This window comes from Streptomyces sp. NPDC096339 (genome assembly GCF_044762985.1).
Classification (GTDB): Bacteria; Actinomycetota; Actinomycetes; order Streptomycetales; family Streptomycetaceae; genus Streptomyces.
Genome location: NZ_JBIWFI010000006.1, coordinates 113018 through 125996 on the forward strand (window position 1 = coordinate 113018; position 12979 = coordinate 125996).

11 protein-coding genes are annotated in these 12979 nt (G+C 69.4%); 6 read left to right on the forward strand and 5 right to left on the reverse strand.

What is annotated here, in order from left to right:
- Window positions 1-14 precede the first annotated feature (14 nt).
- The 4 genes from ngcE to ACIQ5Y_RS11945 form a co-directional block, all read right to left on the reverse strand.
- Complete coding sequence (ngcE, locus tag ACIQ5Y_RS11930) at window positions 15-1439, reverse strand: N-acetylglucosamine/diacetylchitobiose ABC transporter substrate-binding protein (protein WP_403878782.1); 1425 nt, start codon at window positions 1437-1439, stop codon at window positions 15-17.
- 303 nt (window positions 1440-1742) lie between these two features.
- Window positions 1743-4457 carry an aconitate hydratase AcnA gene (gene acnA, locus ACIQ5Y_RS11935; protein ID WP_403878477.1) on the reverse strand — a complete coding sequence of 905 codons (2715 nt, stop codon included), beginning with the start codon at window positions 4455-4457 and terminating at the stop codon, window positions 1743-1745.
- A 155-nt stretch (window positions 4458-4612) separates the two neighbouring features.
- Window positions 4613-5053, reverse strand: coding sequence for a substrate-binding domain-containing protein (locus ACIQ5Y_RS11940; RefSeq protein WP_403878480.1), 441 nt, complete (start codon window positions 5051-5053; stop codon window positions 4613-4615).
- 157 nt (window positions 5054-5210) lie between these two features.
- Complete coding sequence (locus ACIQ5Y_RS11945) at window positions 5211-6080, reverse strand: haloalkane dehalogenase (RefSeq protein ID WP_403878483.1); 870 nt, start codon at window positions 6078-6080, stop codon at window positions 5211-5213.
- A 98-nt stretch (window positions 6081-6178) separates the two neighbouring features.
- Between ACIQ5Y_RS11945 and ACIQ5Y_RS11950 the strand changes: the two genes are divergently transcribed.
- The 3 genes from ACIQ5Y_RS11950 (at window position 6179) to ACIQ5Y_RS11960 (ending at window position 9098) form a co-directional block, all read left to right on the forward strand.
- Window positions 6179-6661 (forward strand): MarR family winged helix-turn-helix transcriptional regulator, encoded by a 483-nt coding sequence (locus ACIQ5Y_RS11950; protein ID WP_403878486.1) that lies wholly within the window; start codon window positions 6179-6181, stop codon window positions 6659-6661.
- A gap of 57 nt (window positions 6662-6718) precedes the next feature.
- Window positions 6719-8248: a helix-turn-helix domain-containing protein gene (locus ACIQ5Y_RS11955; protein ID WP_403878489.1), complete on the forward strand. Its 1530-nt coding sequence runs from the start codon at window positions 6719-6721 to the stop codon at window positions 8246-8248.
- A gap of 193 nt (window positions 8249-8441) precedes the next feature.
- Window positions 8442-9098, forward strand: a complete 657-nt coding sequence (locus ACIQ5Y_RS11960; protein ID WP_403878492.1) for an excalibur calcium-binding domain-containing protein — start codon at window positions 8442-8444, stop codon at window positions 9096-9098.
- Between the two features lie 88 nt (window positions 9099-9186).
- Here the strand turns inward: ACIQ5Y_RS11960 and ACIQ5Y_RS11965 are convergent, their stop codons facing one another.
- Entirely contained in the window at window positions 9187-10101 is a 915-nt protein-coding gene (locus ACIQ5Y_RS11965) for a tyrosine-protein phosphatase (protein WP_403878495.1), read from the reverse strand.
- Window positions 10102-10491: 390 nt separating this feature from the next.
- Here ACIQ5Y_RS11965 and ACIQ5Y_RS11970 point away from each other — a divergent pair, with 390 nt between their 5' ends.
- From ACIQ5Y_RS11970 to ACIQ5Y_RS11980, 3 genes are all read left to right on the forward strand, one after another.
- A complete protein-coding gene (locus ACIQ5Y_RS11970) occupies window positions 10492-10878 on the forward strand; it encodes a hypothetical protein (protein ID WP_403878498.1) in 387 nt (128 codons plus the stop codon).
- A gap of 98 nt (window positions 10879-10976) precedes the next feature.
- Window positions 10977-12368, forward strand: coding sequence for a cytochrome P450 (locus ACIQ5Y_RS11975; RefSeq protein ID WP_403878501.1), 1392 nt, complete (start codon window positions 10977-10979; stop codon window positions 12366-12368).
- Window positions 12369-12416: 48 nt separating this feature from the next.
- On the forward strand, window positions 12417-12941 hold the full coding sequence (locus tag ACIQ5Y_RS11980; RefSeq protein WP_403878504.1) for a hypothetical protein: 525 nt from the start codon (window positions 12417-12419) through the stop codon (window positions 12939-12941).
- Window positions 12942-12979 lie beyond the last annotated feature (38 nt).

Genomic DNA, 12979 nt, shown 5'->3' on the forward strand with positions numbered 1-12979 from the left:
GTCCCCCGCAGTGGTCAGCTGCGCTTGTTGTTCTTGGCGTTCGGGTCCTTGGCCGCCTTGTCCACCGCGGCCTGGGCCCGCTTGATCCACTCCTTGGGCTGGATCCGTTGGGCCATCAGCTCATTGGACGCGTTCTGGATCTCGATGTCCATTTCGCTGTACCACTCGGTGTACAGGTAGCCGAAGGTGTTGGAGCCCGCGCTCTTGACGGCCTCCACCGCCGACTGGGTGCCCGGACGGAGTTTGATCTTCGGGTCGACGCCGTCCTTGACGACGGTGAGCGAGTTGGCCTGCTGGGCGAAGATCGAAGACCACTCGCGGGACAGCATCGAGCGGAGGAACTCCAGGCCCGCGGCCTTGTTGGCGGCCTTCTCCGGCACGATGAAGGGCTCGCCCGCGTTCGCCCGGATGGCCTCGAAGGGGAGCTTGCTGTCGGCGAGCAGCGGCACCGGCAGGAACTTCATGTCGAAGTCCTCCGGGGTCTGCTTGAGCTGCTCGTTCTCCAGCCAGGATCCGGAGGGGATGAAGGCCGCCTTGTACTGGTTCCAGGCCGTCTGGGATTCCGTGTGGGTGAGGCCGTTGGTGCCCGGCATCAGCAGGCCCTTCTCGACCACCTCGTAGACCGCCTCGACGGCGGCGAGGGCCGCCGGATTGCCCTCGAAGGCGTTGGGCTCCAGGTTGTCGATCGCCTTCATGGCCTCCAGACCGCCCTTCTTGGCGATCAGGTCCATGATGACGACGTTGATGTAGTACGGGAACTTGCCCTGGTGGGCGAGGCCGCCGATGCCCGCTTCCTTCGCCTTGGTGCAGACCGCCAGGAACTCGTCCCAGGTCTTCGGGGCCGTCCAGCCCTTCTCCTTGAAGAGCTTGCCGGAGTACCAGAGGCCGAAGACGGTGTACACGTAGTTCAGCGCGACGAACTTGCCGCCCTGGGTGCCCTGTTCGACGGTGCCGGCGATGAGGGTGTCGCGGACCTTCTTGGACGGGTCGTCGAGCGAGGGCGCGTCGAGCACCGAGGCGAGGTCGGCGAGCTGACCGCCCTTGACCAGCACGTCCAGCTTGATCTGCTGGGCTCCCGCGTCGTCGACGACGTCCGGCGGGTTGCCCGCGTTGAAGCGCGGCTGGAGCTTGGCGGTGATCTCCTGGGTGCCCAGGTGCTCGCTGGTGGTGCCCCACTTCTTGTCGAAGGCGGCTTCCCAGGCCTTCGCGTAGTCGTCGCCGAAGCCGCCCTTGAAGACCACGATGTCGAGCTTGCCGCCCTTGGCGACGCCGAACGGGTTCTCCTTGGTCACCGGCGCCTTGTCCGGGCCCTTCGTGGACTCCTCGCCGCCGGAGGCGCAGGCGGACAGGAAGCTCATCGTCGGCACCGTGATGAGTCCGAGTGCTGCGGAACGCTTGATCAGATCGCGGCGGCCGAGGCCTTCACCCGTGGATCCCATGCTCATGTCCTCGCCTTCGTCAGAAGTGTGAAGGAGGCCGGGAGTCACGGCGGTTGCCGTGCATGCGGACATCTCCGCAGGTCCCCGCCCATCCCCCGGTCCGGGCCGTTCGTCTCGCGGTGATCCGGACGCGCACAGGTATAGTCCACTTCCGCTCGTGTGAGCAAGATCATGCACACGGATGGCCGTCACTTTTCCGAGTTGATACCTGTCCGTCATCTGGGACCGCCCCCGGAAAAGCGGAAGGGCCGCACCCCCTTGACGGGGATGCGGCCCTTTTGGCGCCGCCGTGCTCAGTGGTGACTAGCCACGGATGAGGTTGCGGAGCACGTACTGCATGATGCCGCCGTTGCGGTAGTAGTCCGCCTCACCGGGGGTGTCGATGCGGACGACCGCGTCGAAGGAGACACCGGTGTCGGTGGTCACCTTGACCGTGCGCGGGGTGGTGCCGTTGTTCAGCTCCTCCACACCGGTGAAGGAGAAGGTCTCCTCGCCGGTGAGGCCCAGGGAGGCCGCGGTGGCACCCTCGGGGAACTGCAGGGGCAGGACGCCCATGCCGATCAGGTTGGAGCGGTGGATGCGCTCGTAGGACTCGGCGATGACGGCCTTGACGCCGAGCAGCGCGGTGCCCTTGGCCGCCCAGTCGCGGGAGGAGCCGGAGCCGTACTCCTTGCCCGCCAGGATGACCAGCGGGATGCCGGCGGCCTGGTAGTTCTGGGAGGCGTCGTAGATGAAGGAGACCGGCGCGTCCGGGGCGGTGAAGTCGCGGGTGAAGCCGCCCTCGGTGCCCGGCGCGATCTGGTTGCGCAGGCGGATGTTGGCGAACGTACCGCGGATCATGACCTCGTGGTTGCCGCGGCGGGAACCGTACGAGTTGAAGTCGCGGCGCTCGACGCCGTGCTCCGTGAGGTACTTGCCGGCCGGGGTGTCGGCCTTGATCGCACCGGCCGGGGAGATGTGGTCGGTGGTGACCGAGTCGCCCAGCTTCGCCAGCACGCGCGCGCCGGCGATGTCGGAGACCGGGGTGGTCTCCATCGTCATGCCCTCGAAGTAAGGGGGCTTGCGGACGTAGGTGGACTGCGGGTCCCACTCGAAGGTGTTGCCGGTCGGGATCGACAGCGCCTGCCACTGGGCGTCGCCCGCGAAGACGTCCTGGTAGGACTTGGAGAACATGTCCTCGCCGATGGCGTTGGCGACGACGTCGTTGACCTCGGCCTCGGAGGGCCAGATGTCCTTGAGGAAGACCGGGTTGCCCTCGGTGTCGGTGCCGATGGCGTCCGTCGTGATGTCCACCTTCATGGAGCCCGCGATGGCGTACGCGACGACCAGCGGCGGGGAGGCCAGGTAGTTCATCTTGACGTCGGGGTTGATGCGGCCCTCGAAGTTGCGGTTGCCCGAGAGGACCGAGGTGACCGCGAGGTCGTGCTCGTTGATCGCCTTCGAGATCTCCTCGTCCAGCGGACCGGAGTTGCCGATGCAGGTGGTGCAGCCGTACCCGACGAGGTTGAAGCCCATCTTGTCGAGGTACGGGGTCAGGCCGGCCTTGTCGAAGTAGTCGGTGACGACCTTCGAGCCCGGGGCCAGGGTGGTCTTGACCCAGGGCTTCCGGGACAGGCCCTTCTCGACCGCCTTCTTGGCCACGAGCGCCGCGGCGACCATGACGTAGGGGTTCGAGGTGTTGGTGCAGGAGGTGATCGCGGCGACGGTGACGGCGCCGTGGTCGATCTCGAAGGAGGTGCCGTCGGCCAGGGTGACCTGGGTCGGGCGGGTCGGCACGCCGTTGGTGGCGGCCGGGGCGTCGGAGGCCGGGAAGGACTCCTTGCCCGCCTCGTCGGCGTCGTCAACGTAGTTGAGGACGTCCACCGCGAACTGCTGCGCGGCGTTGGCGAGGATGATGCGGTCCTGCGGGCGCTTCGGGCCGGCGATGGAGGGGACGACCGTGGAGAGGTCGAGCTCCAGCTTCTCGGAGAAGTCCGGCTCGGCGGCCGGGTCCAGCCACAGGCCCTGCTCCTTGGCGTACGCCTCGACGAGCGCGACCTGCTGCTCGGAGCGGCCGGTGAGCTTGAGGTACTTCAGGGTCTCGCCGTCGATCGGGAAGATCGCGGCGGTGGAGCCGAACTCCGGCGACATGTTGCCGATGGTGGCGCGGTTCGCGAGGGAGGTGGCGGCGACGCCCTCACCGTAGAACTCGACGAACTTGCCGACGACGCCGTGCTTGCGCAGCATCTCGGTGATGGTGAGCACCAGGTCGGTGGCGGTCGTGCCGGTGGGCAGCTCGCCGGTCAGCTTGAAGCCGACGACGCGCGGGATCAGCATGGAGACCGGCTGGCCGAGCATCGCGGCCTCGGCCTCGATGCCGCCGACGCCCCAGCCCAGCACGCCCAGGCCGTTGACCATGGTGGTGTGCGAGTCGGTGCCGACGAGGGTGTCGGGGTACGCCTGGCCGTTACGGACCATGACCGTGCGGGCCAGGTGCTCGATGTTGACCTGGTGGACGATGCCGGTGCCCGGGGGGACGACCTTGAAGTCGTCGAAGGCGGTCTGGCCCCAGCGCAGGAACTGGTAGCGCTCCTTGTTGCGGCCGTACTCCAGCTCGACGTTCTGGGCGAACGCGTCCTTGGTGCCGAACTTGTCGGCGATGACGGAGTGGTCGATGACCATCTCGGCGGGCGAGAGCGGGTTGATCTTCGCCGGGTCGCCGCCGAGCTCCTTGACGGCCTCGCGCATGGTGGCGAGGTCGACGACGCAGGGCACACCGGTGAAGTCCTGCATGATCACACGGGCCGGCGTGAACTGGATCTCCTGGCTGGGCTGTGCCTGGGAGTCCCAGCCGCCGAGCGCCCGGATGTGGTCGGCGGTGATGTTCGCGCCGTCCTCGGTGCGGAGCAGGTTCTCCAGCAGGACCTTCAGGCTGTAGGGAAGGCGCGCGGCGCCCTCGACCTTGTCCAGCCGGAAGATCTCGTACGACTCGTCGCCCACCTGCAGCGTGCTGCGGGCGTCGAAGCTGTTCGCCGACACGACAGTCTCCTTCATGCATGAATTCGCGCGTAATTACCGCATCCTGCCGCCACGCCCCTGGGCCAATCCGCTAAGGTAAGGCTAAGTTAGGTAACCCTTACCAGCGGGGGCGGCTGCGGTTCGCCTTCGGCAGATATCTCGATGTCGAGATAACTCTAGTACATGTCCGGGGGCAGGGACGAGGCGCGCACCCTCAGGCCCGCCGGGACGGTCAGTCGACCGGTCGCTTCCGCATGCCCCGATTCCACCAACGCGACCAGCGCCGACATCGCCGGCGCGCCGGTCCGCTCCGGGTTCGGGGTGACGGTGATCACGGGCGGATCGCTCTGCGCGTACACCGGATCCTCGCTCGCGCAGACCAGCAGGAGGTCCGCGGGTATGCGGATCCCGTGGCGTGCGGCGGCGGCCAGGACCTGGCGGCCGCCCGCGGCGTGGTCACCGTCCCGCCACGCGTCGTCCGGCAGGGGCGCGCCGGGCCGGCGGCGGGTGCCGTCGGCGAGGCGGCCGGTGCCGGACAGCGCGTACGAGACGGTCGCGGTGGAGAGCTCCGCGGCGCGCGCGATGTCGGCGATGGTGGGTCCTGGCACGCGGGTCATCGTACGGATTTCGTCGTCCGGGGTGGGTTTTGACCAAGGAGTCAATCAAAAGGTGTCCCGGCCGCACCGAATGATCGGAGTGGCCATGGCCTCTCACGCGGTCGTGCCGAGGAGGCCGGACCCGAGGCGGCCGTGCCCGAGGGGGCGGTCGCGCCCCTCACCCGAGGAGGTCGTGCCGCTTCGCCCAGGAGTTGACCGCGGCAGCGATCTCCTCGGGCCGGTCCTCCGGGCAGAGGTGGGCCGCCCGCCCGCAGTACTCCGTCTCCAGCGCGGAGACGTTCTCCTCGCACCACGCGATGTGCGCGGGGCCGACCATCAGCACGGGCCCGCCGTCGAAGGTGAGCAGCAGCTTGGGCACCTCCGGACTGGCGGCCAGCCAGGCGTCGTACCTCTCGACCACGGCGACCACGTCCGCCGGGTCGCCGTCGATCGGCAGGGAGCGGGCCCAGCGGAGCATGGGGAGCCGGCTCTCGGGGGTCGGGTAGGGGGCGGCGTAGACGGCGTGGTCGGCCTCGCTCAGGGAGCTCATCATCGTCTTGCCGATGCTGTCCTCGATGAAGAGGTTCCGCTCCAGCACCATCTCCTCCCCCACACCCGGGGTGCGTATCGCCTCGAACCGGGCGCGCCCCTCGGGCGAGTACTCGTCCCAGCCCATCGGCCGCAGGATCGTCTCCATGAAGGCGATCCCGAGGACCCGCTCCGGATGCCGGGTGGCCCAGTCGAAGGCGAGCGCACCGCCCCAGTCCTGGCCGACCAGGACGACCCGGTCCAGCCCGAGGGCCTCGAACCAGGCGTCCAGGTAACGGGCGTGGTCCTCGAAGCGGTACTCCCCGCCGGGCTTGCCGGAACGGCCCATGCCGATGAGGTCCGGGGCGAGGACGCGGGCCGGCCCCTCGATCCGGGGCAGTACGCCGCGCCACAGGTGGGAGGAGGTGGGGTTGCCGTGCAGGAAGACGAAGGGAACGCCTTCGGGGTTACCCGCTTCCTCGTAGTACATCGTCGAGTCGAGCACGTCGATCGTGGCCATGGGAGGCCCCTTCCAGTATTCGTTCGGATGACTAACGTTGGTGACACAAACGAATGTAAACCGTTGGTGCCACTAACGCAAGGGCTACCATCACCCCCATGACCACCCACGAGAACGAGGCCGTCCCGGCACGCCTGCGGGGACTCCCCAGCCGACTGCTCGCCCAGGCCTCGACCCACGCGCAGCGCCTGGTGACGGAAAGCCTCGGAAGCGCAGATGCGCATAAATGGCATTACGCGGTATTGGTCGCACTGGAGGAATCCGGGCCGGTGAGCCAGGCGGCACTGAGCGCCCGCACCGGCATCCACACCAGCGACCTCGTCGGCGTCCTCAACGAATTGGCCGGGCGCGAACTGGTGGAGCGGACCCCCGACCCCGCGGACCGGCGGCGCAACGTCATCACCCTCACGCCGCCCGGCCGGCGCCGACTCCGCAAGCTGGAACAACTGCTCGACGCCACGCAGGAGGAACTGCTCGCTCCCCTGTCCACACCCGAACGGGAGCAGCTCGTCCGACTCCTCGCCCGCCTCGTCGAGCATCACGCCACGAGCGGCCCCACTATGGGACCTGACAGTCAATAACACCCAAATGCCACACCCGTCGCGATCAACATCTCATATCTGAGATACGGTGCACCCATGGCAGACGATTACCTCGTACGCATCGGCAAGCTCATCCGTGACGCCCGGCAACACCGTGGCTGGACGCAGAGTCAACTCGCAGACGCCCTGGGCACGAGCCAGAGCGCAGTGAACCGGATCGAGCGCGGCAACCAGAACATCAGCCTTGAGATGATCGCCCGCATCGGCGAAGCGCTCGACAGCGAAATCGTCTCCCTGGGCTACGCCGGCCCGATGCACCTGCGCGTCGTCGGCGGCCGCCGCCTGTCCGGCGCCATCGACGTCAAGACGAGCAAGAACGCGTGCGTCGCCCTGCTGTGCGCCTCGCTCCTCAACAAGGGTCGTACGGTGCTGCGCCGCGTGGCCCGCATCGAGGAGGTCTACCGCCTCCTGGAGGTCCTGAACTCCATCGGCGTCCGCACCCGCTGGATCAACGACGGCGTGGACCTGGAGCTCGTCCCGCCGGCCCGCCTCGACATGGATGCCATCGACGCGGACGCGGCCGTCCGCACGCGCAGCATCATCATGTTCCTCGGCCCCCTGCTCCACCGCATGGACCGCTTCCGCCTGCCGTACGCCGGCGGCTGCGACCTCGGCACCCGCACCATCGAGCCCCACATGATCGCCCTCCGCCGCTTCGGCCTGGACATCACCGCGACCGAGGGCATCTACCACGCCAAGGTCGAGCCCGGCGTGAGCCCCGACCGCCCGATCGTCCTGACCGAGCGCGGGGACACGGTCACCGAGAACGCGTTGTTGGCCGCGGCCCGGCACGACGGCGTCACCGTCATCCGCAACGCCTCGTCCAACTACATGGTCCAGGACCTGTGCTTCTTCCTGGAGGCCCTGGGCGTGAAGGTCGAGGGGATCGGCACGACCACCCTCACCGTCCACGGCGTCCCGAACATCGACGTGGACGTCGACTACTCCCCCTCCGAGGACCCGGTCGAGGCGATGAGCCTCCTGGCCGCCGCGGTGGTCACGGAGTCCGAACTCACCATCCGGCGGGTGCCGATCGAGTTCATGGAGATCGAGCTCGCGGTCCTGGAGGAGATGGGCCTGGACCACGACCGCTCCGCGGAGTACACGGCGGACAACGGCCGCACCCGCCTGGTCGACCTCACGGTCCGCCCGTCGAAGCTCGAAGCCCCGATCGACAAGATCCACCCGATGCCGTTCCCCGGGCTGAACATCGACAACGTCCCGTTCTTCGCGGCCATCGCCGCCGTGGCGCAGGGCCAGACCCTCATCCACGACTGGGTGTACGACAACCGCGCCATCTACCTCACGGACCTGAACCGCCTGGGCGGCCGCCTCCAACTCCTGGACCCCCACCGCGTCCTGGTCGAGGGCCCCACCCGCTGGCGCGCGGCCGAAATGATGTGCCCGCCGGCCCTGCGCCCGGCGGTGGTCGTCCTCCTGGCCATGATGGCGGCCGAGGGCACCTCGGTGCTCCGCAACGTCTACGTGATCAACCGCGGCTACGAGGAACTGGCGGAACGCCTCAACTCGGTGGGCGCCCAGATCGAGATCTTCCGCGACATCTAGAGACGCAGGCCCCGAACTCGTCTCACCGTCAAGTCCCCGCTCCGGCGGGGACTTCGTCGTTTCCGGGGCGCTTGTCGGCATCCGTCCGGAGCATCCGCCGAAGTTGCATCACGGCTCGATATGCACTGTCGGCACACTTTGCCATTTTGTTTAAGCTGAGCGACGCTCAACTTGGACGATCAGGAGTCAACGCGTGTACCCGCCCCCGCAGACCCACCCCTACCATCAGCAACCGGTACGGCGGTGGTGGCAGCACCCCGCCCTGGTCATCGGCGCGCTCATAGTCCTGCCCCCGGTCGGCATCGCCCTCGCCTGGGCGAGCCCGTGGACCACGCCGAAGAAGATCATCGCCACCGTCCTCGCGGGCATCTGGTTCTTCCTCCCCTTCACGACGGACAGCGGCAAGAAGGGCTACGAGGACGGCCGTAACGGCAAGCCGGCGGTCACCGGCACGCCGAGCCCGTCTCCCACCGCGCAGACGCCGACCCCGACGGCCAGCCCCACCCCGACGGAGACGGTCACGCCCACGCCCAGCCCGACGCCCGCGACGCCGACACCCACGCCTACGCCCACGCCCACGCCGGAGCCCACCAAGACCACCACGGCGCCGAAGCCGCCCGCCACCGAGGACGACGACACCGGGACCTCCGGCGGCACCGGCTCGGGCGGCTCCGGCTCCGGCGGCTCCGGCTCCGGCTCCGGCGGCTCCTCGTCGACCGGTGGGGGTGGGAGCGTCTACTACAAGAACTGCACCGCCGCGCGAGCCGCCGGCGCCGCCCCCGTCCGACGCGGTGACCCCGGGTACGGCAAGCACCTCGACCGCGACGGCGACGGCGTGGCCTGCGAATAGCGGCCCGACGAGGACCCGACGAGGATCCGGCGACCACCCGCCCCCACCCCGGTACCGAGCCGGGGCGGGGGCTTCGTCGTCGTGCGGGTCAGGAGACGGTGCGCGAGCGCAGCTTGAGCAGGTCCGACGCGCTCAAGCCGAGGCCGTCGGTGAGGAAGGCGCCGAAGCTGCCGTAGTCGGCCACGGCCTGGTCCCGGAAGGCGGCGAGGTAGTCGCCGCGCACCTCCTGGAGCGGGATCAGCAAGTCCGGGTTCTGCATGTACCCGGCCGCCTTCACCTGGTCGCGCAGGGCCTTGTCCGACGCGGCCCGCAGGCTGTTGGAGAGCAGGTAGTCCTGCTCCGAGGTGGACGCGGGAACACCGACGGCGCGCAGGATCGTGTCCGCGAGGACGCCGGTGCGGTCCTTGCCCGCCGAGCAGTGGAACGCGATCGGCTTCGTCGAGTTGGCGACGTCCTTGATCGCGGCGCCGAGCGCGGCCCGGTTGGCGGGGTTGGTGACGAAACCCTTGTAGAGGGTGCGCATCCGCTCCTCCGCGGCCCCGTTGCCGAGCTGCGCCTGCTGGTAGACCGGGTCCTTGGAGCGGACCACACCACCGATGAAGGCGAAGAGGGAGGTGTCGTCGACGGACCGGGCCACCGCGGCCACGCCGGCCGGGAGCTTGTCGGTGCCGTCGGCGGAGATCTCCGGCGCGGTACGCAGGTCGACGACCTTCCCGAGACCGAGCGCGCCGAGGGCGTTGACACCGTCGGGGGTGAGCTTGGAGAGGGTCTCGGTGCGGTAGACGGTGCCCCACTTGGTGGTCTTGCCGTCGTAGGTGGTGTAGCCGCCGAGGTCGCGGGCGTTGACGAGCCCGGGGACGGACAGGACGCGGCCGGGGGCGCCGGCGCCGGACACGGTCTGCGCGGGTGTGGTGATCGCGGCATGGGCGGCCACGGGCGCAACGGTGACGGCGAGGGCGAGGGCGAGGACGGACGCGCCGACGGCACGGGAAACGGATCTCACGCGGTGTTCCTTCCTGGAGCTGAGGGCGGGGACGGTAGTGCGTGGATCCTCAGATCTGAAGATGTCGTACCGGTGATCATCTGACGAACAGTCAGAATCTCGGGAGTGGCAATCCATGCCGCATCGGCTTGCGGCGCCACTTTCCGGGGGCTCGCCTGCAACGCCCGCCCGAAGGGCGAGGAGTTCGGCAGAAGGAACCGGGACACGACCGGTGCGACACGGTCGGCGGAGGGGGAAGGGGTCTTCGCGCATCCGGGGCGGCGGTCCGCCCGACGGGGCCAAGAGGTGAAGACGTATCAATCATGACAGGTCAGCGGGGTTTTTCGTAGGACGAACGGCATAGTCGTTTGCCCTGGTGCGACCCCCCTTGCGGCTTTCAGAATCGGCGTCATGAATCACACGGGGAACACCAGTCATGACGAGGTCCTGCGAGCCCGGGTCGCCCTGCTCGGGTCCGGGACGTTGCCGATACGGCATCAGGTCGCCGCCTACCGCACCCTCGTCCGGGTCAGTCCGCTCGCGTACCTGCCCCTGCTGACGGAGGCCCTGTACGAGTACAGCCGCATCGAGTTCGCCCTTCAGCCGGAGACCGCGCTGGCCCTGCGGGCCGAAGGCGTTGCCGCCGCACGGCGGATGTGCGGGATGGAGACCGGCTGGGAGTCGTTGCTCCTCGGCGCGCTGGGGCGCTACCGGGAGCAGTTGGAGCTCATGGGGCGGGGAGAGGAACTCGCCGTCGTGGAGGCCGAGATGGGGGCGATCGCGCGCGGTGGGAGGTGAGGGCCGTGGCCGGTATTCGGCCCCACCGGGGGCGGCACTCGCCAGGTACGGCGGGAGAACGGCAGAATCGGGGCGTCGGTACGGACGAGGGGGCGGCCATGGCAGTGGATGCGGCGAAAGTGGGAGCGGGCCGGGAGATTCCCGTGCTCGCGGGGGTGCCCGTGGTCGGGTCGCTCTTCGATCTGAAGACGGATGCGCTGGGCACCTACCTGCGGGCGCAGCGGGAGCACGGTGACGTCGTTCGGGTCAGCGTCGGCCCGCCCGGGCTGCGCGCAGAGTTGCATTGCGTGTTCTCGGCCGAGGGGGCGCAGCAGGTGCTCGCCGCGCAGTCGGCCAACTTCCGCAAGGACAACCCCTTCTACCAGGAGATCCGGGAGTCCTTCGGCAACGGGCTGCTGACCAGCCAGGACGAGGACTACCTGCGCCAGCGCCGACTGGTCCAGCCGCTGTTCACCAAGCGGCGGGTGGACGGTTACGCCGGAGCCGTGGCCGTCGAGACCGCGTCGGCGATAGAGGCGTGGAAGGAGGCCGCCGACGGGGTCGTCGACGTGTCCGACGAGATGATGCACCTCGCTCTGCGCGCGGTCGCGCGGATCCTCTTCGGCACCGACGTCGAGGCCACCGTCGACGTCGTGGACCGATGCTTTCCGGTCATCACCGATTACGTGCTGCGTCGCGGCTACTCCCCCGTCAACATCCCTCGCGCCTGGCCCAGCCCGGGCAACCGGCGGGCGGCCGCGGCGATGGACGAGCTGTACGGGGTGTGCGACGAGATCATCTCCGGGCGGCGGGGCGGCGCGGACTCCGAGGAGGGCGGGGCCAAGGACCTGCTGAGCCTGCTCGCCGCGGCCAAGAGCTCGGACGACGGGGAGTTCGACGCCTCCGAGCTGCGCGACCAGGTGCTGATCTTCCTGCTGGCCGGGCACGAGACCACCGCGACCTCCCTCGCCTTCAGCCTCCACCTGCTGGCCCGGCACCCCGAGCAGCAGCGGCGGGCCCGCGAGGAGATCACCCGGGTGCTCGGCGACCGTACGCCCGAGGCGGCCGACATGGACCGGCTCCCGTACCTCACCCAGGTGCTCAAGGAGGCCATGCGGCTCTATCCGGCCGCCCCGGTCATAGGCCGCAACGCCGTCGCCGCCACCGAGATCGGGGAGTACACCATCCCCGCCGGCGCGAACGTGATCCTCGCGCCGTGGGTGACGCACCGCCACCCCGACTACTGGCCGGATCCGGAGCGTTTCGACCCCGAGCGCTTCACCCCGGAGGCGGAGGCGGGCCGTCCGCGCTATGCCTGGTTCCCCTTCGGGGGCGGTCCGCGCGCCTGCATCGGGCAGCACTTCTCGATGCTGGAGTCGGTGATCGCGCTGGCCATGATCCTGCGTGCGTACGAGTTCGAGGCCGTGGACACCGAGGTCCCGGTCAGCGCGGGCATCACCCTGGTCACGCAGGGCCCGACGCGCTGCCGGGTCAGGAGCTTGGAGGGCTGAGGGGCGCCCGGCCATCATGGCCGGATGGACGAGGAGATTCCAGGGCGTTTGTCCACCTATGTACGGCGCCCCGCACGTGCGCTGCTGCCCGGGTCGCCGGCCCGGGCGCCGCTGCCGCGCAGGATCGGCGACTTCTTCCTCATCCGGTTCCTGAAGGCGCTGCCCGACGACCTCGCCGACGCGGTGGCGGCCCTCCTCGACCCGTTCGAACGGGCCGCCCGGCTCATCGGGCGGCTCTTCCACGGCCCGGCCCTGCGCGGCGGCTGGGGCAGCGAGGCCGGGCGTCTCGCGCTGGCCCTGCACGGCTTCCACTGGACGCGCTGGCACGCCGAGACCCGGGGCCCTCGCGGCACGTTCACCGCGACCCCCGGCAAGATCACCGTCCGGCCGCCCTGGGGTCGCGGGGACCCGGCCCGGGAAAGTCGGTCCGCCGCCTGCGCGGTGCGGCCGCTGCCCCCGCTCCTGCGCCGGCCGGCCCGTGTGGACCTGCTCTTCGCGGACGGCTCCTGGCTGTCGCTGCGGATGAACACCCGGGCGGACGCCGTCCGGCTCCGGGCGCTCCTCCGACCGTGAATACGGTACGTCCGGCACGTCCGGTACGTCCGGTACGG

Bases quoted from the DNA above. Each gene is read 5' to 3' on its own strand.
- ngcE (WP_403878782.1), bottom strand. From the start codon at position 1,439: ATGGGATCCACGGGTGAAGGCCTCGGCCGCCGCGATCTGATCAAGCGT.
- ACIQ5Y_RS11940 (WP_403878480.1), bottom strand. From the start codon at position 5,053: ATGACCCGCGTGCCAGGACCCACCATCGCCGACATCGCGCGCGCCGCG.
- ACIQ5Y_RS11945 (WP_403878483.1), bottom strand. From the start codon at position 6,080: ATGGCCACGATCGACGTGCTCGACTCGACGATGTACTACGAGGAAGCG.
- ACIQ5Y_RS11950 (WP_403878486.1), top strand. From the start codon at position 6,179: ATGACCACCCACGAGAACGAGGCCGTCCCGGCACGCCTGCGGGGACTC.
- ACIQ5Y_RS11955 (WP_403878489.1), top strand. From the start codon at position 6,719: ATGGCAGACGATTACCTCGTACGCATCGGCAAGCTCATCCGTGACGCC.
- ACIQ5Y_RS11970 (WP_403878498.1), top strand. From the start codon at position 10,492: ATGAATCACACGGGGAACACCAGTCATGACGAGGTCCTGCGAGCCCGG.
- ACIQ5Y_RS11975 (WP_403878501.1), top strand. From the start codon at position 10,977: ATGGCAGTGGATGCGGCGAAAGTGGGAGCGGGCCGGGAGATTCCCGTG.